This window comes from Malikia sp. (genome assembly GCF_028687635.1).
Taxonomy (GTDB): domain Bacteria; phylum Pseudomonadota; class Gammaproteobacteria; order Burkholderiales; family Burkholderiaceae_C; genus Malikia.
Genome location: NZ_JAQTZS010000001.1, coordinates 184,835 through 209,398, shown reverse-complemented (window position 1 = coordinate 209,398; position 24,564 = coordinate 184,835). Strand labels below are relative to the sequence as shown.

Below are 24,564 nucleotides of genomic sequence, written 5' to 3'. Positions count from 1 at the left end.
AACAGCTTTTTCGGTCCGGGATATCGGGTCGGGTCAGGCGCCGCCGTCCGGGTCGGACAGCTCCAGCAGGGCCTCGTCGCGCCAGTAGGCCAGGGCCGAGAAGTAGCCCTCCCAGACGCAGCCGTTGCAGCCGCGACCGCAGCAGCTGGTCGGCTCGGGCGGCGGCTCGCGCAGGCTGATGCCGGAGCGGGCCGCCAGTTCGCGCCCCATCGTCACCGCTGCCTGCGCGCAAGCCAGGTCAGTGATGGGCAGGGCGCCCAGGTGGGCGATGGTGTAGTGGCTCATGCGGTCCGGTCTTCAGTAGTGCGGCGGCAGTTCGTCGCGCAGGCTGCGGAAAGTCGACGCCCCGTTGTCGCGCAACTGGTCGCGCAGCGCGGCGAGCTCAAGCTGCAGCTGGGCGATCTGCTGCCGCTGGCGCCAGACCTGCTGGTTGAGCTCGTCGAGCAGATCGTCGGCGAAGCTCGCCTTGATCTCAAGCTCGGTCAGCCGGCCCTCGGTGTGCGGATCAGCCGCCATCAGTAAGCGTAGACGCCACGGCCGCTCTTGCGACCCAGGCGGCCGGCCACCACCATCTCCTTCAGCAGCGGCGCGGCGCGGTACTTGCTGTCCTGGTACTCGTCGAAGTAGACGTTCATGATCGCCAGGCAGGTGTCCAGGCCGATCATGTCGGCCAGCGCCAGCGGGCCGATCGGGTGGTTGCAGCCCAGCTTCATGCCGGCGTCGATATCCTCGGCCGAGGCGACGCCCTCGGCCAGCACGAAGAAGGCCTCGTTGATCATCGGCACCAGGATGCGGTTGACGACGAAGCCCGGCGCGTTCTTCACGCTGACCGGCGTCTTGCCCAGCCGCAGCGCCAGCTCGCGCACGGCGTCATGCGTCGCGTCGCTGGTCTGCAGGCCGCGGATGACCTCGACCAGCGCCATCAGCGGCACCGGGTTGAAGAAATGCATGCCGATGAAGCGCTCGGCCCGCGCGGTCACGGCCGCGAGCTGGGTGATGCTGATCGAGCTGGTGTTGGTCGCGATCAGCGTCTCGGCCGGCAGCAGGCCGTCGAGCTGGCGCAGGATCCTGATCTTGAGCTCCAGGTTCTCGGTCGCCGCCTCGATCACCAGGTCGGCGCCCTTGAGGTCCTCGTAGTTCGTCGAGCCCTGCACCAGCGCCAGCGCCGCGTCACGGTCGGCCGCGCTCAGCTTGTCCTTCTTGACCAGGCGCTCCAGGCTGGACGCGATCGTCGCGACGCCTTTTTGCACCGAGGCCTCGTTGATGTCGACCATCACGGCGCGGATGCCGTTGACGGCACAGGCTTGCGCGATGCCGTTGCCCATGGTGCCGGCGCCTACGATGCCGACTGTCTTGATGCTGCTCATGGAAATTCCTGCTTGTGGGGTGAGGGGTTCAGACCAAATTATGCCGGCTCGCTTCAGGCCGATGCCGGCGCTGCCGCTTCCCGCAGCGGCAGCTCGGCCCAGCGCAGGTCCGGATCTTCCGGGTGGCGCTTGATCGTGAAGCCCAGGCCACGCGCCAGATCCAGCATGCCGTTGTTCTCCTTCAGGATGGTGCCGACCACGCGCTGCGTGCCGTTGGCGCGCAGGTAGCGGATCAGCTTGTCCATCAGCAGCCAGCCCAGGCGCTTGCCCTTCATGTCGGACCGGATGATGACGGCGAACTCGGCCTCGTCGTTGTTGGGGTCGCTGATGCCGCGCACCGAGCCTATCGTTTCCTCGCTGCCGTCGGCGTTGGTGACGGTGGCGAGGAAGGCCATCTCGCGCTCGTAGTCGATCTGGGTCATGCGCGCGAGCTCGCTGTGCTCCAGGCTGCGCCGGGAGCTGAACATGCGCATGCGCACGTCCTCGGGGTCGAGCTTGTGGAAGAAGTCCAGGTGCCTGGCCTCGTCCTCGGGCCGGATCGGTCGCAGCGTCAGCGTGCCGCCATCCTTCCACGGCACGGTCTCGATCAGGTGACGCGGGTAGGCCCGGATCGCGAAGTTGGACGCGCCGGCCGGCTTGGCTCGGCTCAGGCGCACGCGCGCGTCGAGCGCGAGCGCCCCTTCATGGTTGACGACCAGCGGGTTGAGGTCGAGTTCGGCGATCTCGGGAATGTCGGACAGCAGTTGCGAGACCGCGAGCAGCACATGGACGATGGCGTCGTGGTCGGCCGCCGGCACCTCGCGGTAGCCTTGCAGCAGCTTGGAGATGCGGGTGCGTCCGATCAGCGAGCTGGCCAGCGAGGTGTTGAGGGGCGGCAGCGCGACCGCGTGATCGCCCACCACCTCGACCGAGACGCCGCCGGCGCCGAACAGGATGACCGGGCCGAACATCGGGTCGACGCTGGCGCCGATGATCACCTCGTGCGAATGCGAGCGCCGCACCATGGGCTGGACCGTGAAGCCCTCGATGCGGGCATCGGGCTGGCGCTCGGCGACCCGTTGCAGCATGGACTGTGCCGCGGTGAGGACCTCGGTCCCGTCGTGCAGGTTGAGCCGAACGCCACCGACATCGGACTTGTGCACGATGTCCTGCGACAGGATCTTGATCACCACCGGATAGCCCACCGTTTCGGCGGCGTAGACCGCCGCTTCGGGCGTCGGAGGCACCACGCGCGTGGGCGTGACCGGCACGCCGGCCAGACGCAGCAGCTCCTTGGCCTCGGGCTCGGTCAGCACGTCGCGCCCGTCGGCCAGCACGAAGTCGACCAGTTCGCGCATGCGCGCCAGGTCGGGCTGGCTGCCCAGCGGGTCGGCCATGGGCGTCTCCATCAGCTCGGCCTGGTGCCGCTGGTAGGTGCGCAGGAAGGAGAAGGCCACCACCGCCTGCTCGGGCGTGTCGTAGTCGGGCACGCCGGCCTGGCGGAACAGCTGGCGCGCCTCGGCGACGTTGTCCTGTCCGAGCCAGCAGCCCAGCAGCCGGGGTGGGCGCTGCTGCGCCAGCGGCAGCAGCGCCTGCGCGATCTCCAGGCTGGGCACGATCGCGCTTGGCGCCTGCACGAACAGCACCGCGCTCTCGCGGTCTTGCAGCAGGATCTTCAGGGCATCGACATAGCGCTGCGCCGGTGCGTCGCCGATGATGTTGACCGGGTTGCCGTGTGACCAGTTGGCTGGCAGCACGGCATCGAGTTGCTCCAGCATGGCCGGGCTCAGCGTGCTCAGCTCGACGCCGGAATAGGCGGCGGCATCGGCCGCCATCACGCCGGTGCCGCCGCCGTTGCTCAGCACGATCAGCCGCCCGCTGCGGTTGTCGCGGAAGCGCGCCAGCAGCTCCGCCGCGGTGAAGAGCTGGAACAGCGTGTGCACGCGCAGCATGCCCGCGCGCGAGATCGCCGCGTTGAACACGTCGTCGGCGCCGGCCAGCGCGCCCGTATGCGAGGCCGCCGCCTGCTGGCCCGGTGCCGAGCGTCCGGCCTTGACCAGGATCACCGGCTTGTTGCGCGCCGCCGCGCGCGCGGCCGACATGAACTTGCGCGGCGAATCGATCGACTCGACGTAGAGCAGGATGGCGCGCGTACGGGCGTCGCTGCCGAGGTAGTCCAGCATGTCGCCGAAGTCGACGTCGGCATGCTCGCCCAACGAGATGAAATGCGAAAAACCGATGCCGCGCGCGTTGGCCCAGTCCAGCATGCCGGTGACCAGCGCGCTCGACTGCGAGACGAAGGCGATCTGTCCTGCCGCCGCGTTGGCCGGTGCGCAGCTCGCGTTCAGGCCCAGGTGCGGCACCAGCAGGCCGATGGAGTTGGGGCCCAGTATCCGCAGCGTGTGGCGTTGGGCCGCGTCCAGCATGGCCTGCTTCTGTTCGGGCGAGAGTCCGGCCGTGATCACGATCGCGGCGCGCGTGCCCATGGCGCCGAGCTCGGCGATCAGGCCCACGATGCTGGCCGGTGGGGTGCAGATCACCGCGAGCTCGGGCGCCTTGCCGGCCTGCGTCGCCAGCGCCCGCAGGTCGGCGCAGACGGGCTTGCCACCGAGTTCGGTCAGATGCGGGTTGACCGCGTGGAGTTCACCCTTGTAGCCGACCGACAGGTTGTTCCAGACCGTGCCGCCCACGCTGTGGGGACGGTCGGTGGCGCCGATGACGACGACGCTGCGAGGGGAAAACAGGGAGTCTAGGTTGCGTATGCTCATGCTGGGCTGCCTTGATGAATGTCGCTTGATGCTTTTGTTGCAGTGCATCAATTACCTCATCATGCCCGATCGGCCTGCGCGAATGCTGACAAAAATCAATATTTGTCTGGCTTGAGCGCGAGCCCGGCCTGATAGAGCGCATTTTTCGATCCACCCGTGATCTCGGCCGCCAGCCGGGCCGCGCCCTTGAGCGGCAGCTCGGCCAGCAGCAGCTTGAGCACGCGCAGCGCCTCGGCGTCCGGGCCGTCCTCGCTGGCCGCGGCGCGCGCCAGTGGGTGCAGCGCGAGCGCGAACTCGCCCTTGCCATGCATGGGGTCGGCGACCAGCCAGTCCGCCAGCTCGTCGCAGCGCAGCGTGACGAGCTGCTCGAACTGCTTGGTCAGCTCGCGTCCCAGCGTCACCTTGCGCTCGCCCAGCTCGATCAGATCCTTGGCCAGGGTCTGGATGCGATGCGGCGCTTCCAGCAGCACACAGGCGTGCGGCTGCTGCGCCAGCCGGCGCAGTGCCCGCGCGCGCGCCGAGCCCTTGGTCGGCAGGAATCCGGTGAACTCGAAGGCCGCGTCGGTCTCGGTCGCCGCCAGTCCGGCCACGCTCAGCAGCGTCGTCACGCTGCTGGCGCCCGGTAGCGGGATCGCGCGCAACCCGGCGGCCTGCACCGCCGCGCAGAGCCGGGCGCCAGGGTCGCTGATGCCGGGCGTGCCGGCGTCGCTGACATAGGCGATGCGTTCGCCGCGCCGCAGCCGCTCGACCACGCCGATGGCCGCTTCGGCCTCGTTGTGCTGGTGCAGCGCCAGCAGCGGCCGGTGCAACCCGTAGGCCTGCAGCAGGCTGGCGGTGTGGCGGGTGTCCTCGCAGGCGATCGCGTCGACCAGCCCGAGCAGGTGCAGCGCGCGCAGCGTGATGTCGGCCAGGTTGCCGATCGGGGTGGCGACCACGTAGAGCGCGCCGGCGGGATAATGTTGCGGACCGGCAGCCGCTTGCGCGGCGCCCAGCGCCGGCTGGAAGGATGGGTTCAAGATGACGATCCAGATTCAGGGAGCGGCCAGCACCAGCAAGGCCCGAGGCGACAGGGCCGAACAGCTGGCGCTCGACCATCTGCGGCGCCAGGGCTTGCGCCTGGTCTGCCGCAATTTCAGGACGCCGGGCCGTGGTGGCGGCGAGATCGACCTGATTATGCGCGAGCGCGACGGCACGCTGGTCTTCGTCGAGGTCAGGCAGCGCCGCTCGTCGGATCATGGCGGCGCGGCGGCCAGCATCGTCTCAAGCAAGCAGCGCCGCATCATCCTTGCCGCGCGCCATTTTCTGGCCCGACTCGCGAGCATTCCACCCTGCCGCTTCGACGCCGTGCTGCTGCAGGGCCGCCTCGACGGCCCCGAGCCACCCGCGATCGAATGGCTGCAGGCAGCCTTTTACGCCGACTAGCTGCAGCGCCGTGCTGCCGGGTTTATCATCCGCGCCATGCTCTTGCAACGGATCCAACAGCAATTCATCGACAGCGCCGACCTCCAGTACCAGTGCGCGCAAAGCCTGGCGCCGGCGGTGGAGGCCGCGCTCGGTGCCATCCTGGCCTCGGTCACCGGCGGCGGCAAGGTGCTGGCTTGCGGCAACGGTGCCTCGGTCGGTCTGGTCGAGGCGTTCGCGAGTGCCTTCGTCGGCCGCTTCGAGCGCGATCGGCCCGAGCTCGCCGCGATCGCCCTGGGCAGCAATGCCGCCCTCTTCACCGGGCTCTACAACGCCTTCGACGCGCGCTCGGTCTACGCGCGCCAGGTGCGGGCGCTCGGCCAGCCGGGCGACACCCTGCTGGTCGTCACCAGCCTGTCGCAGGCGCCCGAGATACTGGGCGCGGTCGAGGCCGCGCACGAGCGCGAGATGACCGTGGTCGCGCTCTGCGGTGCCCGTGCCGGCGCGCTCGGCCAGCTGCTCAAGGACACCGATGTCCTGGTCTGCGCGCCCAGCGAGCGCGCGCCGCGCATCCACGAGGCGCATCAGGTGGTGCTGCACTGCATGTGTGATGGCATCGACGTCCAGCTGCTGGGCGAGGACGAGTCCGAGGAGTTTGTCGAGTCAACTACCCCGTTCTAAAAAGCGGAGCTTGAGGGGAGCAATCCCTTCAAGCCGGGTTGACCAGGGAAAGCGGTAGCCAACCCGCTACGTTCATTGCAGGTCGTTGCGACGCACCAGTCCATGCTTCCTCAGTGGGCTGCTCTGCAAGGCCAAGATCATGCTGGCGAAAGGTAAAGCGCCGAAGGTCCTGGCCGCCGTGCCTTGCAGCACGGGAGCCGGTGATGGACATTCCCGAGGGGAGCCCTGTCGCAAGACAGGCGTCACCAGGGCCCGTAAGGGCAGAAAGGTTTTTTGTGTCAGTGTTCGTTTTGGATCGCAGGGGCAAACCCCTGATGCCGTGCAGCGAAAAGCGGGCCAGGCTGCTGCTCGAACGCGGCAGGGCTCGCCTCCACCGCGTCGTCCCGTTCGTCATTCGTCTCATCGACCGTGAATCGGACCGCTGTGCCTTGCAGCCGCTGCGCGTCAAACTCGATCCGGGCAGCCGCACCACGGGACTGGCCCTGGTGCGCGAGACCGAATCGGTCGAGCCCGACACCGGCGAAGTCCTCCCCGGCGCTGCCGTGCTGCAGCTGCTCGAACTCGCGCATCGGGGTCATGCCATCTCCGACGCCCTCACGGCTCGTTGCGCCATGCGCCGCCGCCGCCGTGGCCACCTGCGCCACCGTGCCCCGCGATTCCTCAACCGTCGCAAGGCCAAGGGCTGGCTGCCGCCCAGCCTGCAACACCGCGTCCACACCAGCCTGGCCTGGGTCCAGCGGCTCCAGCGTTGGGCACCCATCACCGCCCTGTCGAGCGAACTCGTGCGGTTCGACCTGCAGGCCATCCAGAACCCCGAAATAGCCGGCGTCGAGTATCAGCAAGGCACGCTCGCCGGCTACGAAACCCGGGAATACCTGCTCGAAAAGTGGGACCGCACCTGCGCCTACTGCGGTGCCCAGAACCTGCCGCTGCAAGTCGAGCACATCCAGCCTCGCGCCCGGGGCGGCTCCGACTGCGTGAGCAACCTCACGCTGGCCTGCGCCTGCTGCAACCAGAAGAAGGGCGCCCAGCCGATCGAATCGTTCCTGGCGCAAGACCCACAGCGCCTGCGCCGACTCCTGGCGCAAGCCCAGCGCCCCCTGAAGGATGCCGCCGCCGTCAACGCCACCCGCTGGGCACTGGCCCAAGCCCTCAAGGCCACCGGCCTGCCCGTCGAACTGGCCTCGGGCGGACGCACCAAGTTCAACCGCGCCCGGCTCGGTATCCCCAAGACCCATGCCCTCGATGCCGTTTGCGTCGGATCACTGGCCGCCATCGCCCATTGGCAGCGCCCCACGCTCATGATCAAGGCGACCGGACGCGGCAGCTACCAACGCACCCGTCTCAACAAGTTCGGTTTCCCCCGTGGCTACCTGATGCGAACCAAGCGCGTCAAAGGCTTCGGCACTGGCGATCTCATCAAGGCCACCGTACCCACGGGCAAGAAAGTCGGTCGCTACACCGGCCGGGTCGCCGTCAGGGCTACCGGCAGCTTCAACATCCAAACCGGCTCCGAAGTCGTCCAAGGCATCTCGCACCGCCATTGCCGCCTTATCCAGCGCAGCGACGGCTACGGCTACTTTCAACAACAGAGCTTGACGAGAAAGGAAGCGGGAGAGGGTCGCGCCAAGCGCACGATGCGCTCTGCCTCCCCGGCCTGAAGGCCGAAGTTTCCCGCGCAATCTGATGAAGCCGATCACCGTTTCCCTGCAGCGCAGTACCGTCGCGCTGCTGCTGGCCGCCACGTTTGGCGGCCTGCTCTCCGGCTGTGCGCCAATCATGGTCGGCGCGGCCGTCGGCACCGGCATCGTCGCTTCCGACCGCCGCAGCTCGGGCGCCCAGGTCGAGGACGAGGCGATCGAGCTCAAGGCCGCCAACCGTATCCACGACCATTTCGGCACCCGGGTGCGCGTCAACGTCACGAGCTACAACCGCCGGGTCCTGCTCAGCGGCGAAGTGCCCAACGAGGCCGACCGTCAGCGCGTGCAGCAGGTCGTCGCTGGCGTCGACAACGTGCGCTCGGTCGTCAACGAGCTGGCGCTGCTCGACAGCCCGTCGCTGAGCGAGCGCACCTCCGATGTCGTGCTCTCGGGCCGGGTCAAGGCGGGCCTGATCGACCACAAGGATCTCTCCGCCCTGGCCTTCAAGGTCGTGACCGAGCGCGGCACCGTCTACCTGATGGGCCGGGTCACCAAGCGTGAAGCCGACCTCGCGACCGAGGTGGCACGCACCACCAGCGGTGCCAAGGCGGTGGTGCGCGTCTTCGACTACATCAGCGAGGACGAGCTCAAGCGCCTGCAGCCCGAGCCGGCCCGCGACACCCCGGCCAAGCCGCTCAACTGAGTCGCCTTCATCAGATGATCGTCAGGTGCTCGGTGCCGGCCGACAGGTCGGCATTGCGCGCCCGCTGGCTGTTGAGCTTGATGTTGAGCTTGAGGTCGTTCTGCGAGTCGGCGTTGCGGATCGCCTCCTCGTAGGAGATCAGCCTGGCCTCGAAAGCGTCGAACAGCGCCTGATCGAAGGTCTGCATGCCGACCTCGCGGCTCTTCTTCATCGTCTCCTTGATTTCGCCGATCTCGCCCTTCATGATCTGGTCGGCGATCAGGCCGCTGTGCAGCAGCACCTCGACCACCGCGTAGCGGCCCTTGCCGTCCTGGCGCGGGATCAGGCGCTGCGCGATCATCCCCTTGATGTTGAGAGAAATGTCCTTGAGCATCTGGGCATGGCGCTCCTGCGGGAAGAAATTGATGATGCGCTCCATCGCCTGGTTGGCGCTGTTGGCGTGCAGCGTGGCCATGCAGAGGTGGCCGGTTTCCGAGAAGGCGATCGCGTGCTCCATGGTCTCGCGGTCGCGGATCTCGCCCATCAGGATCACGTTGGGCGCCTGGCGCAGCGAGTTCTTGAGCGCGTTTTCCCAGTTGTCGGTGTCGAGCCCGACCTCGCGCTGGGTGATGATGCAGTTCTTGTGCTGATGCACGAACTCGACCGGGTCTTCCACCGTCACGATATGGTCATGGGTGTTCTCGTTGCGCCAGTCCACCATCGCCGCCAGCGTGGTCGACTTGCCCGAGCCGGTGCCGCCGACCAGGATGCAGATGCCGCGCTTGGCCAGCGCGACGTTCTTGAGCACCTGTGGCAGGTTCATCTCGTCTATGGTCGGGATCTTGGCCGGAATGGTGCGCATCACGATGCCGACATGGCCCATCTGGATGAAGCAGTTGACCCTAAAGCGCCCGATGCCGGCCGGTGCGATCGCGAAGTTGCACTCCTTGCTGCGCTCGAAATCGGCCGCCTGCCGGTCGTTCATGATCGCGCGTGCCAGTGACTGGGTGTGCTGGCCCGTCAGCGGCTGGGGCGATACCTTGGTGATCTGGCCGTCGACCTTGATCGCCGGCGGGAAATCCGCTGTCAGGAACAGGTCGCTGCCATTGCGGCTGACCAGCAGCCTGAGCAGGTCGTTGATGAATTTGCTCGCTTGATCGCGTTCCATGTAGGGGGTTCCTGTGGGTTTCAACCCGGGAAGTTCTCGGGGATCTTGGCCTTGCTGCGGGCCTCGGCAGCGGAAATCTGGTTGCGCTTGACGAGTTCGGTCAGGCTCTGGTCCAGCGTTTGCATGCCGAAGCCGCTGCCCATCTGGATCGCCGAGTACATCTGCGCGACCTTGTTCTCGCGGATCAGGTTGCGCACCGCGGGGGTTCCCAGCATGATCTCGTGCGCGGCGACCCGGCCGCTGCCGTCCTTGGTCTTGCACAGCGTCTGCGAGATCACCGCGACCAGCGATTCGGACAGCATGGCGCGCACCATCTCCTTTTCCTCGGGCGGGAAGACATCGACGATGCGGTCTATGGTCTTGGCCGCCGACGAGGTGTGCAAGGTGCCAAACACCAGGTGGCCGGTCTCGGCCGCCGTCATCGCCAGCCGGATGGTTTCGAGGTCACGCATCTCGCCGACCAGGATCGCGTCCGGGTCCTCGCGCAGCGCCGAGCGCAGCGCGGCGGCGAAGGACAGCGTCATCGGGCCGACCTCGCGCTGGTTGACCAGGCATTTCTTGGATTCATGCACGAATTCGATCGGATCCTCGATCGTCAGCACATGGCCGTATTCGTTCTCGTTGAGGTGGTTGACCATGGCCGCGAGCGTGGTCGACTTGCCCGAACCGGTCGGGCCGGTCACCAGCACCATGCCGCGCGGCTTGAGCGACAGGTCGGCGAAGATCTTGGGGCAGTTGAGCTGCTCCAGCGTCAGGATCTTGGACGGAATGGTGCGGAACACGGCCGCCGCGCCGCGGTTCTGGTTGAAGGCGTTGACCCGGAAGCGCGCCAACCCCTCGATTTCGAACGAGAAGTCCACCTCGAGGAATTCCTCGTAGTGCTTGCGCTGGTTGTCGTTCATGATGTCGTAGATCATCGCGTGGACCTGCTTGTGGTCCAGCGGCTCCACGTTGATGCGCCTGACATCTCCATGCACCCGTATCATCGGCGGCAACCCGGCCGACAGGTGCAGGTCCGAGGCCTTGTTCTTGGTGCTGAAGGCCAGCAGTTGGGTGATGTCCATTCCGACTTCCTTGAATTTGTTTCATTATGTCCATGATCCCCGCCAATCTCCAAGCCGTGCAGGCGCGCATCGCCCAGGCCTGCGCGCGCGCCGGACGTCAGCCGGACTCGGTGCGCCTGCTGGCTGTTTCCAAGACCTTTGGCGCCGAGGCGGTGCAGCAGGCCTGGCAGGCCGGCCAGCGCGCCTTTGGCGAGAACTATGTGCAGGAGGGCGTCGAGAAGGTGTTGCTCCTGCGCGAGCTGGGCTGCCTTGGCATCGAGTGGCACTGCATCGGGCCGCTGCAGAGCAACAAGACCCGTCCCGTGGCCGAGCATTTCGACTGGGTCCACACGGTGGATCGCCTGAAGGTCGCGCAGCGTCTGAGCGAACAGCGGCCCGAAGGACTGGCGCCATTGCAGGTCTGTGTGCAGATCAACGTCGATGGCGGACCGACCAAGTCGGGCGTGGCGCCGGCCCAGGCGCTGGAGCTGGCGCTGGCGGTCGCGTCGCTGCCGCGCCTGCGCCTGCGTGGTCTGATGTGCATACCCGAGCCCGCGCCCGATTTCGCGACCGCCTGCGAGGTATTCGGCCGCGCGCGCGCGCTGTTCGACTCGCTCAGGGCGCAGGGGCTGGAACTCGACACCCTGTCGATGGGCATGAGCGATGACCTCGAAGCGGCCGTCGCCAGCGGCAGCACGCTGGTGCGCGCGGGCAGCGCGGTCTTCGGCGCGCGGACCTACCCCGCGCGTGCCTGATCAAGGGCCGCAGGCTCTTGCAAATTGTCCGGGGTGGCATTATTGTCAGTGTTGCGCTGGGTCATCGGCTTGATTGCCCCGCGTTGAATGACATGACCATGCCACCAGATTCAAGGAGTGAGAACCATGAATAGCCTCATGACGCGCAGCAACCTGTTCGACGATCTGTTCAAGGACATGATGTCGCCCGGTTTCTTCATCAAGCCGCTGCATGGCGACCCGCTGCCGCAGTCGATCAAGGTCGACGTCAAGGAGTCGGCCGACGCCTACACGGTGCAGGCCGAACTGCCCGGCGTCACCAAGGAAGACATCCAGGTCACGGTCGACGGCAATGTCGTGACCCTGCGCGCCGAGGTCAGGCAGCAAGACAGCCAGACCTCGGACGAGAAATCGCTGCGCAGCGAGCGTTATTTCGGTTCGGTCGCGCGCAGTTTCCAGTTGCCCGTCGACATCGACAACAGCCAAGCCAAGGCCAAGTTCGACAACGGCGTGCTCACCCTCACGCTGCCCAAGAAGCAGGGCGGCGGCGGCGGCCACCAGCTCGCGATCGACTGAACGCCCAGCCTGTCGCCGCTCAGCGGAACACCACGGTGCGGTGGCCGTTGAGCAGCACGCGGTGCTCGCTGTGCCACTTGACGGCACGCGCGAGCACCTGGCTCTCGGTATCGCGGCCGATGCCCGTCAGGTCGTCCACCGTCATGCTGTGGTCCACCCGCGCGACATCCTGCTCGATGATCGGGCCTTCGTCGAGGTCGGCGGTCACGTAATGGGCGGTCGCGCCGATCAGCTTGACGCCGCGGTCATGCGCCTGATAGTAGGGCTTGGCGCCCTTGAAGCTCGGCAGGAAGCTGTGGTGGATGTTGATCGCCTTGCCGGCCAGCTGGCGGCACATCTCGTTCGACAGCACTTGCATGTAGCGTGCCAGCACCACCAGGTCGGCGCCTTCCTGCTCGATGATCTCGATCTGCCGGGCCTCGACCTGGGCCTTGCTGGCAGCCGTCACCGGCAGGTGGTGGAAGGGCACGTTGTAGCTGGCCGCGAGCTGGTAGAAGTCGCGGTGGTTGCTGATGATGGCCCGGATGTCGAGCCGCAGCAGCCCGCTCTTCCAGCGGAACAGCAGGTCGTTGAGGCAATGGCCCTGCTGGCTGACCATGATCACGGTCGGCATGCGCGCCTCCAGCCCGTGCAGCCCCCAGTCCAAGCCGTGTGTCTGTGCGAACAGGTGCACCTCGGTGCGCAGGTCCTCCTCGATCAGGCGCTGGCAGACGAACTGCACGCGCATGAAGAACAGGCCGGTGTCGTGGTCGTTGTACTGGGCGGCTTCCTCGATGTTGCCGCCATGTTCCAGCAGGAAGCCCGAGACGGCATGCACTATGCCGGGTTTGTCCTTGCAGGACAGGGTCAAGACATAAGTTGGATTCATGGTGTTGCAATTGTCGCGCATGATGCCGACGCCATTGGCGCGAGCAGGCGGCGGTTGCCTCAAGCCAGCGGACGCCGGTAGCCACCCGCCGCGCCGCGCGGGGACAGCACGAGCTGCCAGAGCTGATTGTCGCGTGCGCGGGAGGCGCCGGCGCAAGCCATCAGGTAGTAGCGCCACATGCGTCGAAAGCGCTCCGGGTAATGTTCCCGCAGCCTGGGCCAGGCGGCATCGAAGCGAGCCAGCCAGGCCATCAGCGTGGGGGCGTAGTCGGCGCCGAAGTTGTGCAGGTCCTCGATCACGAAATCTGGCTCGGCGGCCGTGCAGAGCTCGCCTGCCGTCGGCAGTTCGCCGTTGGGAAAGACGTATCTGGCGATCCAGGGGTCGGTTGCCGCGCCGGGATGGTTCTTGCCTATCGTGTGCAGCAGAAACAGGCCATCCTCGTGCAGGCTGCGTCTTGCCATGCGGAAATACGCGCTGTAGTTGCGGTGCCCCACATGCTCGAACATGCCGACCGAGGCGACGCGGTCGAAGCCTATGCTGCCGTCGGCGTTGAAATCGCGGTAATCGGCCAGTTCGATGCGCACCGGCAGGTTCCGCAGCCTGTCTCGTGCCCAGCTGGCCTGCTCGCGCGAGATCGTCAGCCCCACGCAGCTCACGCCGTGATGCTCGGCGGCATGACGCATCAGTCCGCCCCAGCCACAGCCGATGTCGAGCAGCGTCATGCCGGGGCGCAGCTGCAGCTTGCGGCAGATCAACTCGAGCTTGGCGCGCTGCGCCTGTTCCAGCGTCGCGCTGTCGTTCCAGTAGCCGCAGCTGTAGGACATGGTGGGGTCGAGCATGGCCTCGAACAGCAGGTTGCCGGTGTCGTAATGCGTTTGTCCCACCTGCCAGGCCCGCGCGGGCGACTGCATGTTGATCAGCCTGGCCTTGAGCGCGAGCAGTAGCAGGGCCGGGTTGCGCACCTGCCGGTCCAGGCCGGCGCGCAGCGCGCGGCAGATGAATTCGTCGATGCGCTCGCAGTCCCACCAGCCGTCCATATAGCTTTCGCCCAGTCCCAGACTGCCCTGGCCGAGCACGCGGTCGAAGGTTCCGGGATGGTGGATCTGGATGTCCCAGGGACGGTTGCCTCCTACCCTGACGTCGGCCAGCGCCAGCAGGCGCTCGAAGGCGGCGCGCGCCTGGCTGGCGCGCAATCCCTTGCGCTCGGCTGCGGGCGCACCCATGGTCGAGCTGTCTTTGACATCCTCGCCGCCATCGATGGCGGTGATTCCTCCCGCGAGACGGCCATGTCCAGCCGCATCGGCTCGCGCCGACTCATTCAGCAAGGCGCCTACCTCTCGGACTCCCATGCGGGACGGCGAATCACCGGAAATTGTCGTGCTGGATTCCGACTGCCTGATGGCAAAAGAAGAATTCGGAACCGTCGTCGCAACAGCGGAAATCCTAGCAGGTAGAGACTCGCTAGACCCCGCCGTGAACGACGGGGCTTGCGCTCGTGAACTGGTCATCTGCTTTCCTCCCCTGCCCGAAAATACGGCAAGAACCCTTGCCAGAGCCATAGTCAGCCACCGATTGTTCGATTGATTTTTCCTATCATTTTTTCATTGGTAGGTCTTGCACTGGATGGCTGATGGGGTGTTAATAGGCTGTCGAGCTAACGCTTTTCAACCGGAGAGAGAAATGGCCAAGAAGAAGACCGAAGCGCGCAAGATGGACATCGGTATCGCCGAGCATGACCGGGCGGAGATTGCCCAGGGCCTGGGTCGTCTGCTGGCCGATACCTTCACGCTCTACCTGACCACGCACAACTTCCACTGGAACGTCACCGGGCCGATGTTCAACAACCTGCATGCGATGTTCATGCAACAATACACCGAGTTGTGGAATGCGGTCGACCCGATAGCCGAGCGCATCCGTGCCTTGGGCCATGTGGCACCGGGCTCCTATGGCGAATACGGTCGCCTGAGTTCCATGCCGGATGCCGAGGCCCGGCCGCCCAAGGCGCTGGAGATGGTTCGCATCCTGGCCGAAGGGCATGAGGCGGTCGCGCGCACGGCGCGCAGCATCTTCCCGCTGGTCGACCAGGCGCACGACTTGCCAACCGCCGACCTGCTGACGCAGCGCCTGACCCTGCACGAGCAGGCCGCCTGGATGCTGCGCAGCCTGCTCGAGGACTGAGCCAGTCCGACGCAGCGGAGGCCTTGCCTACAATAGCCAGCATTTCACAGCCCGGGAGCAGCGCGACTGTTCTCTGTCACCCAGGCGGCCCCTCAGCCGGTCGCTCCCCCGAAATGAAACTGGCCACTTACAAGGACGGCTCGCGCGACGGGCAGCTGCTCGTCGTCTCGCGCGATCTCGGAACGGCCCACTACGCTTCCAGCATCGCCCACACGCTGCAACAGGCGCTGGACGACTGGAACTTCATCGCACCGCAGCTGCATGACCTCTATGTCGCGCTCAACCAGGGGCGGGTCAGGCATGCCTTTCCCTTCGAGGCTGGCCGCTGCATGGCGCCGTTGCCGCGCGCCTTCCAGTGGGCCGCTGCCGACGCCTATGCCGGTCATCTTGAGCCAGCAGCAGGCCAGTCGGTTCCCGTCGGCCCGCCCCGGCTGCGTCAGGGGGCCGGAGACGCTTTTCTCGGTCCCCGCGACGAGATGGTCGTCCAGCACGAGGCATTCGCGGCGGACTTTGGCGCGGGCCTGGCGGTCGTCGTGGGCGATTTGCCGGCGGGCTCCAGTCCCGAGCAGGCGCTCGACGCCATCCGGCTGCTGATGCTGGCGAACGACTGGTGTTTGCGCGGCCTCCAGGCTGAAGCTCCGGTCGATGCCAGCGCTGTCGTCCAGGCCTGGCCCGCCACGGCCTTCGGCCCGGTGGCCGTGACGCTCGATGAGCTCGGCGGTGCCTGGGAGCGCGGTCGCCTCAAGCTGCCGCTGCGGGTCGAGCTCAACGGGCGCCAGTTCGGGGCTTGCGATGCAAGCGAAGCGTTGTTTGATTTTGGCCAGTTGCTCGCGCAGCTATGCCGCACCCGTGCGCTCGGGGCCGGCACGCTGCTCGGCAGCGGTCCGGTCTGCGCTCCCGCGCGGGAGGTCGAGGGGCGGCGCGAATGGCCCAGGGGCTGTGGCAGCCTCACGCAGCAGCGCGCGATCGAGACCCTGCAGGGCAGCCCGGTGCTGACCCCCTGTCTGGAATACGGCGACACGATCCGTCTGGAGGTGAAGGGGCGCGATGGCCGCAGCCTGTTCGGTGCCCTGGCCCAGACCCTGGTGTCGCCGGACTGAACAGCCGGTATCAGAGCGTGGAGTGGGTCTCGCCGCTGGTGCGCTCGGCCCGCTCCTGACAGTTCAGGCAACGCAGCGCGGTCGGGTTGGCGTGCAGGCGCGCCGCCGGAATGTCGATGCCGCAGTCGGTGCACTCGCCATAGCTGCCGTTCGCAATGCGCTTGAGCGCTTCGTCGATGGCCTTGAGTTCTTCCGTCTCGCGCTGGTCGATCGCCATCGCGAGGTCGCGCTCACCGTCGAACTGCGCCCAGTCGCCGCTCTGCACGTCGTGGCGGTCAATGGCGGCCTCGGCCCGGCCGATCTTGCCACCGCGCTGGGCGCGGATCTGCTCGATCACGCTGGTGCGCATCTGCTGCAGTTGCTGGGCGAAATTGTCTGTCATGTTGTCGCTCATGGCGGTTTGCTCCTGGAAAGGCCGGGTCGAATCGACATTCTGATCCGAAATCCTTGCACTTGCCCATATCTTGCGCCAAGCCTTTGATCCGCACCTTGACGGAGGTCAAGCTGGCACCTGGAGCGAGCTGCGCCGCTTGTGGCATGCTTGGCAGAACAGCGCCGCGCCGACCCGGCATGGCTTCTTGTCCCCCAGGAGTTCAGATGGAAAAAACCGATTTCAGCGCCTTTGGCCAGTACATACCTGGCTTCGATTTTCTGCAGAACCTCGCGCGCCAGGCCACTGGCGTGACGCCGGGACTGCAGCCGGCGGCAGGCGCCCTGCCCGGACTCGGACACTGGGTCGCGCCGACCTTCAGCATCGAGGAAATCGACAAGCGCATCCAGGACCTGCGCGCGGTGGCTTTCTGGCTGGACCAGAACGCCAAGGCGCTGGACGCGACGATACAGGCGCTCGAGGTGCAGAAGATGACGCTGTCCACGCTCGAGAGCATGAACCTGAGCCTGCACGACGTGGCCGAGTCGTTCAAGATGAAGCCCGCGCCGGCGCCGGCGCAGCCCAGCCAGCCGGCTCAGCCCGCCAAGGCCGTTGAGACACCCGCCCAGGACGGGGCTCAGGCCGCCGCCGAGGCGTCCAGGTCAGCGATCGATTCCATGCAATGGTGGAACTCCCTGACCGAGCAGTTCGCCAGCATTGCGACCAACGCGGTACAGGACATGGCCGGCCAGGCCGCCAAGGCGGCCGAGCAGATGGCTCAGTCGGTGCAGGCCGGTGCCGAGGCCGCCGAGAAGATGGCCGAGCAGGCCAGGGAAGAGGTCGCGGAGGCGGCGGCCCGGGCCGCCGCCCAGGCCAGCCAGCGACCGAAGGCGGCCGCCAAGAAGAGTGCCGCCACTGCAGCAAAAAAGACCACGACTCCCCGTTCGCGCAGGAAGCCCGACGCCGAATGAGTGGCTGGTTGGCTCAGACGCCGCGCGCGCGCTCGGACTTGAAGCGGGCGCGCAAGGCGCTGAACTGGCCGGCCTCCAGCGACTCGCGCACCTCGCGCATCAGGTTGAGGTAGTAGTGCAGGTTGTGCACGGTGGTCAACATGGGCCCAAGCATCTCGCCGCAGCGGTCCAGATGGTGCAGGTAGGCGCGGCTGAAGCCGTCGCGCCCGCCGTCATCCCAGCTCACGCCGCTGGAGCCGGCGCAGGCATAGCAGCCGCAGCTGGGATCGAGCGGCTGCGGGTCGGCCTTGTAGCGCGCGTTGCGGATCTTCAGGTCGCCGTAGCGCGTGAAGATGGTGCCGTTGCGCGCGTTGCGCGTCGGCATCACGCAGTCGAACATGTCGACGCCCTGCGCCACGCCCTCGACCAGGTCCTCGGGCGTGCCGACGCCCATCAGGTAGCGCGGCTTGTGCTGGGGTAGCCGGTGCGGCGTGTGCGCCATGATCTGCAGCATCAGCTCCTTGGGCTCGCCGACGCTGACGCCGCCGACCGCGTAGCCGGGAAAGTCCATCTCGACCAGCGCTTCGAGCGACTCCTGGCGCAGGTGCTCGAACATGCCGCCCTGGACGATGCCGAACAGCGCGTTGGGGTTCTGCAGTCGCTCGAACTCGTTCTTGCTGCGCAGCGCCCAGCGCCGGCTCAGCTCCATCGAGACGCGCGCCTCGGCCTCGGTCGTGATGTGGCCCGAGCCCTTCTCGCCCTGCCAGTAGGGCGTGCACTCGTCGAGCTGCATCACGATGTCCGAGTTCAGGATGGTCTGGATCTGCATGCTGACCTCGGGCGACATGAAGAGCTTGTCGCCATTGACCGGCGAGGCGAACTTGACGCCTTCCTCGCTGATCTTGCGCATCGCGCCCAGGCTCCAGACCTGAAAGCCCCCCGAGTCGGTCAGGATCGGCTTGTCCCATTGCTCGAACTGGTGCAAGCCGCCGAAGCTCTGCATGATGTCGAGTCCGGGCCGCATCCAGAGGTGGAAGGTGTTACCGAGGATGATCTGCGCGCCCATGTCGTGCAGGCTGCGCGGCATCACGCCCTTGACGGTGCCGTAGGTGCCGACCGGCATGAAGATGGGGGTCTGCACCACGCCGTGGTTCAGCGTCAGCGTCCCGCGTCGGGCGTGGCTGTCCGGGTCGGTCTTGATCAGGTCGAATTTGAGCATGGACGTTTCCCCACTCACATGCCGAGCGACTTGAGCAGGTCGTCGGTATCGACACTGGAATCGTTCTGGGTGGCGGGCGCATGCGACGACGCGGCCGCCGCTTCCGCCTGGATCTGATCCATCAATTCATCCGCGTCCAGTATTTCCGGCTCGAAGTCGTACAGCTTGATGAACTCGGTGTGGTCGACCGACAGCTCCAGATAGAAGATGTTGTTGCGACCCGTATAGAAGGTCACCCGGCGGGAATCGGGCTGGTCCAGATTGGCATCCACGCTCAGCACCACCTGCTTGTTGATGGACAGCATCTTGGGCTGGTTCTGCGTGATGTCGGTGTGCAGCTCGCGTCTCACCTTGCCGGTGAAGTCGCCCAGCACCTGGTTCATCAGCTCACCCATCACGTTGCCGACTTCGTCCGAGGTGTGCGAGGTGGCCAGATCCGACTTGGACATGCCCATGTTCAGCATGTAGCTTTCGTACAGTTCCAGCGCCGCCTGGGCCGAGAAGTTGAGGATCACGAGGCCGGAGAAGCCGCCATCGAACAGCACGAAGCAGCCGATGTCGGGTTTGAGGCAGGTCTTGCTGATGCGCTGGACCATGCCCGAGTAGTGGATCTGGGTTCGGGTCGTGAGGCTGAGGATCCGCGTCACCGAATTGCACAGGCTGATCAGCAGGTCTTCGGTGCCGAAGACGACAGGGTTCTCGATTTTGAGCATTTCCATGTGGTTCTTATTTTTAAAAAATGGGTAAGGTAGCACAGCAGCTTGCTGCGGGAGGCCGGGTGTCAGCAATGCGCTGGCCGGCGTGTCAGCAGCATGGCGTCGCCATAGCTGAAGAAGCGGTAGCCTTGGCGGATGGCGCGCGCGTAGAGCGCCATCACGATCTCGTAGCCCGCGAAGGCGCTGACCAGCATCATCAGCGTGCTCCTGGGCAGGTGGAAGTTGGTCACCAGCAGGTCGACGACCCGGAACTCGAAGCCGGGCGTGATGAAGATCTGGGTCTCGCCGCTGGCGCGGCCGGACTTGGCCCAGGATTCGAGCGTGCGCACCGTGGTGGTGCCGATCGCGATCACGCGGCCGCCGCGCGCGCGGCAGGCTGCGATGGCCTGTTGGGTGGCCTCGGGCACCTCGTAGCGCTCGGAATGCATCACATGGTCGGCGATCTGGTCGACCTTGACCGGCTGGAAGGTGCCGGCGCCGACATGCAGCGTGACGCTGGCGCGCTGCACGCCGCGGGCTTCGAGCTCGTCGAGCAGGGCCTGGTCGAAGTGCAGCGAGGCGGTCGGCGCCGCGACCGCGCCCGGCGCGCGCGCGAACACGGTCTGGTAGCGGCGCTCGTCCTCGGCGCTGTCACCATGTTCGATATAGGGCGGCAGTGGCACATGGCCATGCTGCTCCATCAGCCCGTAGGGCTCGGCGCTGAGCCTGAAGCGGAACAGCGGGCCGTTGCCCTCGGGCCAGCGGCCCAGCAGTTCGGCGCTGAAGCCGCCGACCATGTGGAGCAGCGCGCCGGGCAGCGGTTTCTTGCTGACCTTCATGTGCGCGACCACCTCGTGGCCGTCGAGCACGCGCTCGATCAGCAGCTCGACCTTGCCGCCCGAGGCTTTCTCGCCATACAGGCGCGCCTTGACGACGCGGGTGTCGTTGAAGATCAGCAGGTCGCCGGCCTGGAGCAGGCCGGGCAGTTCCCTGAAGATGCGGTCGACCGGCGAGCGGCCGCTGTTGTCGAGCAGGCGCGAGCCGCTGCGCTCGGGGGAGGGGTGCTGGGCGACCAGTTCGGGCGGCAGCTCGAAGTCGAAGTCGCTGACGGTGTGGGCGCGCGTGGCGCCAAGAGAGGCTGGAGTCATGTCGCTTGAGGGCCGAACGGGCCCGTGCCAAGAAAAACCGCCATTTTCCCATGGCCGGGCTGCCAGATAATGGGCCACACAGTACAACAACAGCAGGAGGCGCCGTGGCGCTAGTCGTTTTCAACCAAAAGGGCGGGGTGGGCAAGTCCACCATCGCCAGCAACCTCGCCGCGATCAGCGCCGCCCAGGGCTTGCGCACGCTGCTGATCGATCTCGACCAGCAGGGCAACTCGACCCGCTACCTGCTCGGCGACCGGGTCGGCGCCGACCAGCCCACGGTCGCGAGCTTCTTCGACCAGACGCTGAGCTTCAGCTTCAACCCGGCGCCGCCAGCGGATTTCGTCCTGCGCACCCCGTTCGAGCGGCTGGACCTGATGGCCGCGAGCGACCGGCTCGACGAGCTGCAGGTCAAGCTTGAGTCGCGTCACAAGATCTACAAGCTGCGCGAGGCCTTGCAGCAGCTCGGCAGCGACTACGATCGGATCTACATCGACACGCCGCCGGCGCTGAACTTCTACACCCGCTCGGCGCTGATGGGCGCGGGCGGCTGCCTGATCCCGTTCGATTGCGACGATTTCAGCCGCCAGGCGCTCTACACCCTGTTGGCCAATGTGCGGGAGATTCGCACCGACCACAATCCCGCGCTGCAGGTCAAGGGCATCGTGGTCAACCAGTTCCAGTCGCGCGCCAGGCTGCCGCAGCAGCTGGTGCAGGAGCTGATCGCGGAAGGCCTGCCGGTGCTGCGGCCCTACCTGCCGGCCTCGATCAAGGTGCGCGAGTCGCACCAGCTCGCGCGGCCCATGATCCACCTCGATCCCAGCCACAAGCTGACGTTGGCCCTGGTCGAGCTGCACGCCGCGCTGGCTTGAGCGGCCGCTTCAGTCCTGCGCCAGCAGCTGGCGCAGCAGCGGATGCTGCACCTTGCGCTCGGTGCTGATCGCGTAGTAATGCTCCTCGACGCCCGCGCAGGCACCGAGCAGCCGGGCCTGATGCCGCTGCAGCAGCGCGCCTTCCAGCGCGAGTGCCGCCGGGAAGACGCCAAGGCCCGCGCCGCCGAAGGTTTCGAGCAGGGCGCTGTCCTCGAATTCGCCAACCACGCGCGGACGCAGGCCCAGCTGGGCCAGCCACTGGTCGAGGTGGGCGCGCACGATCGAATGGGTGGTGGGCAGCAGCACCGGCACATCCTGCAGCGAGGCCGGGAAACCGGCCTGGGCCTGCTCCCACCAGCGCGGCGTCGCGTACCAGCCCATGCCGGTGCTGCCCAGCGGGTGGCTGTGCACCTTCAGGTGCGGGTTGAACGGGGCCGGGTGGTCGGACAGCACCATGTCGAGCTGGTGTACCGCGAGCTCGGCCAGCAGGTCGGCCATCTCGCCCTCGTGGCAGACCAGCCGCAGGTCCGGCGTGGCCAGCACCGGCTGCAGCAGGCGCTGCACCTCCAGCTTGGCCAGCCCGTCGGCGATCCCGACCGCCAGCCGCATGGCGGGCGCCTGTGCCGCCGCCCGCACCCGCTCGGGCAGCACCTCGCCGAGCTGGAAGATCTGCTCGGCCTGGCGCAGCGCCGCGATGCCGGCCTCGGTCAGCGCCAGCCCGCGCCCGGCTGGCTTGAGCAGCTGGCAGCCGAGGTCGCGCTCCAGCTCGCGCACCTGGGCGCTGACGGTCTGCACCGCCATGTCCAGCCGCGCGGCGGCGCGCGTCATGCCGCCTTCCTTGGCGACGATCCAGAAGTAATACAGGTGCCGGTAATTGAACGCCAGGCTCATGCTTGTTTTTCTTTAAATTGATGATGCGATTGTCTGCTTTTCCGTTCAGTCGCAAAGCCGGTCCGGCTGCGGCAAAATGCCACCATGTCAGCCGTTCCGTCCGCTTCGCCGCCGGCATCCGCCAGCAAGCCCTTGTCCGCGCCGCAGAAAGCGCTGCGCAAGCTCGGGCTGGTGCGCGCGATCGACCTGGCGCTGCACCTGCCGCTGCGCTACGAGGACGAGACCCGCATCGTGCGCCTGCGCGACGCCCGCGAGGGCGAAGAGGTCCAGATCGAGGGCATCGTGACCTCCTGCGAGGTCAGCCTCGGTGCGCGGCGCCAGCTGCTGGTGGTGCTCGATGATGGCAGCGGCCGCTGCACGCTGCGCTTCTTCAGCTTCTACCCCTCGCACCAGAAGACGCTGGCGGTCGGCGAGCAGATCCGGGCCCGTGGCGAGCTGCGCGGCGGCTTCCTGGGCTGGACCATGATGCACCCGACCTTCCGCGTCGCCGGTGGCGAGCTGCCCGATGCGCTCACGCCCGTCTACCCGACCAGCGCCGGGCTGCCGCAGGCCTATCTGCGCCGCGCGGTGCTCGGCGGACTCGATCGCGCCGACTTGGATGACACCGTGCCGCCCGAGGCCGTCGCCGACTGTCCCGGCCTGCGCCGACGCGGACCCGGCGGGGCGATGGAAGCGTCCTGGACGCTGCGCGAGGCGCTGCATTTCCTGCATCACCCCAGGCCCGATACCTCGCTGGTGGCGCTGGAGGATCGCAGCCACCCGGCCTGGCAGCGCCTGAAGGCCGAGGAGTTGCTGGCGCAGCAGCTCTCGCAACAGCGCGCCAAGCAGGAGCGCGACCTGCTGCGCGCGCCGGCGCTGCGCTGCCACCCGGGTGGCCTGGACCAGCAGCTGCTGGCCGCCTTGCCCTTCGGCCTGACCGGGGCGCAGGCCCGCGTCGTCGGCGAGATCGTGGCCGACCTGGCGCGTCCGGTGCCCATGCACCGCCTGCTGCAGGGCGATGTTGGCAGCGGCAAGACCGTGGTCGCGGCACTGGCCGCCACGGTCGCGATCGATGCCGGCTGGCAATGCGCGCTGATGGCACCGACCGAGATCCTGGCCGAGCAGCATTTCAGCAAGCTGGTCGGCTGGCTCGAGTCCCTGTTGGCGCCGCTGGGCAAGTGCGTGGCCTGGCTGACCGGCAGCCAGAAAAAGAAGGAGCGCGGCGCCATGCTGGCGCGCATCGCCTCGGGTGAGGCGGCGCTGGTGGTCGGCACCCACGCCGTGATCCAGCAGCAGGTCCAGTTCCAGCAGCTGGCGCTGGCCGTGATCGACGAGCAGCACCGCTTCGGCGTCGCCCAGCGCCTGGCCTTGCGCGAGAAGATGCAGGGCGCGGGTTTCGAGCCGCATCTGCTGATGATGAGCGCGACGCCGATCCCGCGCACGCTCGCGATGAGCTATTACGCCGACCTCGACGTCTCGACCATCGACGAGCTGCCGCCCGGGCGCAGCCCGATCGTGACCAAGACCGTCTCCGACAGCCGGCGCGACGAGGTCATCGGCCGCATCCGGGCCCAGGTCGCGCAGGGGCGCCAGGTCTACTGGGTCTGCCCGCTGATCGAGGAGAGCGAGGCGCTCGACCTGCGCAACGCGACCGAGGCCCACCTTGAACTCGGCGCCGCGATGGAGGGACTGCGCAATGCCGACGGCACGCCAGTGCTGGTCGGCCTGCTGCACTCGCGCATGCCGCCGGCCGAGAAGAAGGCCGTGATGGCGCTGTTCAGTGCCGGCGCCATGGGCGTGCTGGTGAGCACCACCGTGATCGAGGTCGGCGTCGACGTGCCCAATGCCTCGCTGATGGTGATCGAGCATGCCGAGCGTTTCGGCCTGAGCCAGCTGCACCAGCTGCGCGGCCGGGTCGGTCGCGGCGCGGCGGCCTCGGCCTGCCTGCTGCTGTATTCCACCAACGAGTCGGGGCGCCTGAGCGAGACCGCGCGTGACCGCCTGCGCGCCATGGCCGAAACCCAGGATGGCTTCGAGATCGCCCGGCGCGACCTCGAGATCCGCGGCCCCGGCGAGTTCCTCGGCGCGCGCCAGTCCGGCGCCGCCATGCTGCGCTTCGCCGATCTCACCACCGACAGCCACCTGCTCGAATGGGCGCGCGCCTGGGCGCCCGTCATGCTGGCGCACTGGCCGCGCCAGGCCCAGCGGCATGTCGATCGCTGGCTCGGCGGCAAATCCGACTACCTCAAGGCCTGAAC

25 protein-coding genes are annotated in these 24,564 nt (G+C 67.2%); 11 read left to right on the top strand and 14 right to left on the bottom strand.

Going from position 1 to position 24,564, the window contains the following annotated elements:
• Positions 1 to 33: 33 nt before the first annotated feature.
• The 5 genes from PHR85_RS01085 to rsmI all read right to left on the bottom strand — a co-directional run bounded on the left by PHR85_RS01085 (position 34) and on the right by rsmI (position 5,130).
• Positions 34 to 285 (bottom strand): oxidoreductase-like domain-containing protein, encoded by a 252-nt coding sequence (locus PHR85_RS01085; RefSeq protein WP_300049406.1) that lies wholly within the window; start codon positions 283 to 285, stop codon positions 34 to 36.
• 12 nt (positions 286 to 297) lie between these two features.
• Entirely contained in the window at positions 298 to 516 is a 219-nt protein-coding gene (locus tag PHR85_RS01080) for a SlyX family protein (protein ID WP_300049404.1), read from the bottom strand.
• Positions 516 to 1,367 (bottom strand): 3-hydroxybutyryl-CoA dehydrogenase, encoded by an 852-nt coding sequence (locus tag PHR85_RS01075; RefSeq protein ID WP_300049402.1) that lies wholly within the window; start codon positions 1,365 to 1,367, stop codon positions 516 to 518. The genes PHR85_RS01080 and PHR85_RS01075 overlap by 1 nt, the downstream gene beginning before the upstream one ends.
• 53 nt (positions 1,368 to 1,420) lie before the next feature.
• On the bottom strand, positions 1,421 to 4,114 hold the full coding sequence (locus PHR85_RS01070) for a bifunctional acetate--CoA ligase family protein/GNAT family N-acetyltransferase (protein WP_300049400.1): 2,694 nt from the start codon (positions 4,112 to 4,114) through the stop codon (positions 1,421 to 1,423).
• A gap of 95 nt (positions 4,115 to 4,209) precedes the next feature.
• Positions 4,210 to 5,130, bottom strand: a complete 921-nt coding sequence (gene rsmI, locus PHR85_RS01065; protein WP_300049398.1) for a 16S rRNA (cytidine(1402)-2'-O)-methyltransferase — start codon at positions 5,128 to 5,130, stop codon at positions 4,210 to 4,212.
• Between the two features lies 1 nt (position 5,131).
• Between rsmI and PHR85_RS01060 the strand changes: the two genes are divergently transcribed.
• The 4 genes from PHR85_RS01060 (at position 5,132) to PHR85_RS01045 (ending at position 8,539) form a co-directional block, all read left to right on the top strand.
• The gene (locus PHR85_RS01060; protein WP_300049396.1) at positions 5,132 to 5,536 is read left to right on the top strand and encodes a YraN family protein; all 405 of its coding nucleotides are present in this window, start codon (positions 5,132 to 5,134) and stop codon (positions 5,534 to 5,536) included.
• A gap of 36 nt (positions 5,537 to 5,572) precedes the next feature.
• Positions 5,573 to 6,196: an SIS domain-containing protein gene (locus PHR85_RS01055; RefSeq protein WP_300049394.1), complete on the top strand. Its 624-nt coding sequence runs from the start codon at positions 5,573 to 5,575 to the stop codon at positions 6,194 to 6,196.
• A 314-nt stretch (positions 6,197 to 6,510) separates the two neighbouring features.
• Positions 6,511 to 7,857, top strand: a complete 1,347-nt coding sequence (gene iscB / locus PHR85_RS01050) for an RNA-guided endonuclease IscB (RefSeq protein ID WP_300049392.1) — start codon at positions 6,511 to 6,513, stop codon at positions 7,855 to 7,857.
• 25 nt (positions 7,858 to 7,882) lie between these two features.
• Entirely contained in the window at positions 7,883 to 8,539 is a 657-nt protein-coding gene (locus PHR85_RS01045) for a BON domain-containing protein (RefSeq protein WP_300049390.1), read from the top strand.
• Between the two features lie 10 nt (positions 8,540 to 8,549).
• Here the strand turns inward: PHR85_RS01045 and PHR85_RS01040 are convergent, their stop codons facing one another.
• The gene (locus PHR85_RS01040) at positions 8,550 to 9,686 is read right to left on the bottom strand and encodes a PilT/PilU family type 4a pilus ATPase (RefSeq protein WP_300049388.1); all 1,137 of its coding nucleotides are present in this window, start codon (positions 9,684 to 9,686) and stop codon (positions 8,550 to 8,552) included.
• Between the two features lie 20 nt (positions 9,687 to 9,706).
• Entirely contained in the window at positions 9,707 to 10,750 is a 1,044-nt protein-coding gene (locus tag PHR85_RS01035) for a type IV pilus twitching motility protein PilT (RefSeq protein ID WP_300049386.1), read from the bottom strand.
• Positions 10,751 to 10,776: 26 nt separating this feature from the next.
• On the opposite strand from PHR85_RS01035, the gene PHR85_RS01030 reads away from it, so the two are divergent.
• The gene (locus PHR85_RS01030) at positions 10,777 to 11,484 is read left to right on the top strand and encodes a YggS family pyridoxal phosphate-dependent enzyme (RefSeq protein ID WP_300049384.1); all 708 of its coding nucleotides are present in this window, start codon (positions 10,777 to 10,779) and stop codon (positions 11,482 to 11,484) included.
• A 126-nt stretch (positions 11,485 to 11,610) separates the two neighbouring features.
• Positions 11,611 to 12,039 carry an Hsp20/alpha crystallin family protein gene (locus tag PHR85_RS01025; RefSeq protein ID WP_300049382.1) on the top strand — a complete coding sequence of 143 codons (429 nt, stop codon included), beginning with the start codon at positions 11,611 to 11,613 and terminating at the stop codon, positions 12,037 to 12,039.
• A 19-nt stretch (positions 12,040 to 12,058) separates the two neighbouring features.
• Here the strand turns inward: PHR85_RS01025 and purU are convergent, their stop codons facing one another.
• Complete coding sequence (gene purU, locus PHR85_RS01020; protein ID WP_300049380.1) at positions 12,059 to 12,907, bottom strand: formyltetrahydrofolate deformylase; 849 nt, start codon at positions 12,905 to 12,907, stop codon at positions 12,059 to 12,061.
• A 59-nt stretch (positions 12,908 to 12,966) separates the two neighbouring features.
• Positions 12,967 to 14,232 (bottom strand): cyclopropane fatty acyl phospholipid synthase, encoded by a 1,266-nt coding sequence (gene cfa, locus PHR85_RS01015; protein WP_300049378.1) that lies wholly within the window; start codon positions 14,230 to 14,232, stop codon positions 12,967 to 12,969.
• 355 nt (positions 14,233 to 14,587) lie between these two features.
• Here cfa and PHR85_RS01010 point away from each other — a divergent pair, with 355 nt between their 5' ends.
• Positions 14,588 to 15,085 carry a Dps family protein gene (locus PHR85_RS01010; protein WP_300049376.1) on the top strand — a complete coding sequence of 166 codons (498 nt, stop codon included), beginning with the start codon at positions 14,588 to 14,590 and terminating at the stop codon, positions 15,083 to 15,085.
• A gap of 113 nt (positions 15,086 to 15,198) precedes the next feature.
• The gene (locus PHR85_RS01005; protein WP_300049374.1) at positions 15,199 to 16,185 is read left to right on the top strand and encodes a fumarylacetoacetate hydrolase family protein; all 987 of its coding nucleotides are present in this window, start codon (positions 15,199 to 15,201) and stop codon (positions 16,183 to 16,185) included.
• Between the two features lie 10 nt (positions 16,186 to 16,195).
• Here the strand turns inward: PHR85_RS01005 and PHR85_RS01000 are convergent, their stop codons facing one another.
• Positions 16,196 to 16,567 carry a TraR/DksA family transcriptional regulator gene (locus tag PHR85_RS01000; protein WP_300049372.1) on the bottom strand — a complete coding sequence of 124 codons (372 nt, stop codon included), beginning with the start codon at positions 16,565 to 16,567 and terminating at the stop codon, positions 16,196 to 16,198.
• Positions 16,568 to 16,782: 215 nt separating this feature from the next.
• Here PHR85_RS01000 and PHR85_RS00995 point away from each other — a divergent pair, with 215 nt between their 5' ends.
• Complete coding sequence (locus PHR85_RS00995) at positions 16,783 to 17,526, top strand: PhaM family polyhydroxyalkanoate granule multifunctional regulatory protein (protein WP_300049370.1); 744 nt, start codon at positions 16,783 to 16,785, stop codon at positions 17,524 to 17,526.
• Between the two features lie 13 nt (positions 17,527 to 17,539).
• Here PHR85_RS00995 and tgt read toward each other — a convergent pair whose 3' ends face one another.
• The 3 genes from tgt to queA all read right to left on the bottom strand — a co-directional run bounded on the left by tgt (position 17,540) and on the right by queA (position 20,567).
• Positions 17,540 to 18,724 (bottom strand): tRNA guanosine(34) transglycosylase Tgt, encoded by a 1,185-nt coding sequence (gene tgt, locus PHR85_RS00990; RefSeq protein ID WP_300049368.1) that lies wholly within the window; start codon positions 18,722 to 18,724, stop codon positions 17,540 to 17,542.
• A 14-nt stretch (positions 18,725 to 18,738) separates the two neighbouring features.
• Positions 18,739 to 19,437, bottom strand: coding sequence for a DUF3334 family protein (locus tag PHR85_RS00985; RefSeq protein ID WP_300049584.1), 699 nt, complete (start codon positions 19,435 to 19,437; stop codon positions 18,739 to 18,741).
• A gap of 68 nt (positions 19,438 to 19,505) precedes the next feature.
• Positions 19,506 to 20,567 (bottom strand): tRNA preQ1(34) S-adenosylmethionine ribosyltransferase-isomerase QueA, encoded by a 1,062-nt coding sequence (queA, locus tag PHR85_RS00980; RefSeq protein WP_300049366.1) that lies wholly within the window; start codon positions 20,565 to 20,567, stop codon positions 19,506 to 19,508.
• A gap of 104 nt (positions 20,568 to 20,671) precedes the next feature.
• Between queA and PHR85_RS00975 the strand changes: the two genes are divergently transcribed.
• Positions 20,672 to 21,436, top strand: coding sequence for a ParA family protein (locus tag PHR85_RS00975; protein WP_300049365.1), 765 nt, complete (start codon positions 20,672 to 20,674; stop codon positions 21,434 to 21,436).
• 9 nt (positions 21,437 to 21,445) lie between these two features.
• Here PHR85_RS00975 and PHR85_RS00970 read toward each other — a convergent pair whose 3' ends face one another.
• Positions 21,446 to 22,327: a LysR family transcriptional regulator gene (locus PHR85_RS00970; RefSeq protein ID WP_300049363.1), complete on the bottom strand. Its 882-nt coding sequence runs from the start codon at positions 22,325 to 22,327 to the stop codon at positions 21,446 to 21,448.
• Between the two features lie 84 nt (positions 22,328 to 22,411).
• Between PHR85_RS00970 and recG the strand changes: the two genes are divergently transcribed.
• The gene (gene recG / locus PHR85_RS00965; RefSeq protein WP_300049361.1) at positions 22,412 to 24,562 is read left to right on the top strand and encodes an ATP-dependent DNA helicase RecG; all 2,151 of its coding nucleotides are present in this window, start codon (positions 22,412 to 22,414) and stop codon (positions 24,560 to 24,562) included.
• Positions 24,563 to 24,564 lie beyond the last annotated feature (2 nt).

What these genes read in the sequence shown, in the direction of transcription:
- PHR85_RS01030 (WP_300049384.1), top strand. Translation starts at nt 10,777, where the DNA reads ATGTCCATGATCCCCGCCAATCTCCAAGCCGTGCAGGCGCGCATCGCC.
- purU (WP_300049380.1), bottom strand. Translation starts at nt 12,907, where the DNA reads ATGAATCCAACTTATGTCTTGACCCTGTCCTGCAAGGACAAACCCGGC.
- PHR85_RS01070 (WP_300049400.1), bottom strand. Translation starts at nt 4,114, where the DNA reads ATGAGCATACGCAACCTAGACTCCCTGTTTTCCCCTCGCAGCGTCGTC.
- tgt (WP_300049368.1), bottom strand. Translation starts at nt 18,724, where the DNA reads ATGCTCAAATTCGACCTGATCAAGACCGACCCGGACAGCCACGCCCGA.
- PHR85_RS01075 (WP_300049402.1), bottom strand. Translation starts at nt 1,367, where the DNA reads ATGAGCAGCATCAAGACAGTCGGCATCGTAGGCGCCGGCACCATGGGC.
- PHR85_RS01055 (WP_300049394.1), top strand. Translation starts at nt 5,573, where the DNA reads ATGCTCTTGCAACGGATCCAACAGCAATTCATCGACAGCGCCGACCTC.
- PHR85_RS01080 (WP_300049404.1), bottom strand. Translation starts at nt 516, where the DNA reads ATGGCGGCTGATCCGCACACCGAGGGCCGGCTGACCGAGCTTGAGATC.
- PHR85_RS01085 (WP_300049406.1), bottom strand. Translation starts at nt 285, where the DNA reads ATGAGCCACTACACCATCGCCCACCTGGGCGCCCTGCCCATCACTGAC.
- iscB (WP_300049392.1), top strand. Translation starts at nt 6,511, where the DNA reads ATGCCGTGCAGCGAAAAGCGGGCCAGGCTGCTGCTCGAACGCGGCAGG.
- PHR85_RS00970 (WP_300049363.1), bottom strand. Translation starts at nt 22,327, where the DNA reads ATGAGCCTGGCGTTCAATTACCGGCACCTGTATTACTTCTGGATCGTC.
- queA (WP_300049366.1), bottom strand. Translation starts at nt 20,567, where the DNA reads ATGACTCCAGCCTCTCTTGGCGCCACGCGCGCCCACACCGTCAGCGAC.
- PHR85_RS00995 (WP_300049370.1), top strand. Translation starts at nt 16,783, where the DNA reads ATGGAAAAAACCGATTTCAGCGCCTTTGGCCAGTACATACCTGGCTTC.
- PHR85_RS01025 (WP_300049382.1), top strand. Translation starts at nt 11,611, where the DNA reads ATGAATAGCCTCATGACGCGCAGCAACCTGTTCGACGATCTGTTCAAG.
- PHR85_RS01000 (WP_300049372.1), bottom strand. Translation starts at nt 16,567, where the DNA reads ATGACAGACAATTTCGCCCAGCAACTGCAGCAGATGCGCACCAGCGTG.
- PHR85_RS01045 (WP_300049390.1), top strand. Translation starts at nt 7,883, where the DNA reads ATGAAGCCGATCACCGTTTCCCTGCAGCGCAGTACCGTCGCGCTGCTG.
- PHR85_RS01040 (WP_300049388.1), bottom strand. Translation starts at nt 9,686, where the DNA reads ATGGAACGCGATCAAGCGAGCAAATTCATCAACGACCTGCTCAGGCTG.
- PHR85_RS01060 (WP_300049396.1), top strand. Translation starts at nt 5,132, where the DNA reads ATGACGATCCAGATTCAGGGAGCGGCCAGCACCAGCAAGGCCCGAGGC.
- recG (WP_300049361.1), top strand. Translation starts at nt 22,412, where the DNA reads ATGTCAGCCGTTCCGTCCGCTTCGCCGCCGGCATCCGCCAGCAAGCCC.
- PHR85_RS01005 (WP_300049374.1), top strand. Translation starts at nt 15,199, where the DNA reads ATGAAACTGGCCACTTACAAGGACGGCTCGCGCGACGGGCAGCTGCTC.
- PHR85_RS01010 (WP_300049376.1), top strand. Translation starts at nt 14,588, where the DNA reads ATGGCCAAGAAGAAGACCGAAGCGCGCAAGATGGACATCGGTATCGCC.
- PHR85_RS01035 (WP_300049386.1), bottom strand. Translation starts at nt 10,750, where the DNA reads ATGGACATCACCCAACTGCTGGCCTTCAGCACCAAGAACAAGGCCTCG.
- PHR85_RS00985 (WP_300049584.1), bottom strand. Translation starts at nt 19,437, where the DNA reads ATGCTCAAAATCGAGAACCCTGTCGTCTTCGGCACCGAAGACCTGCTG.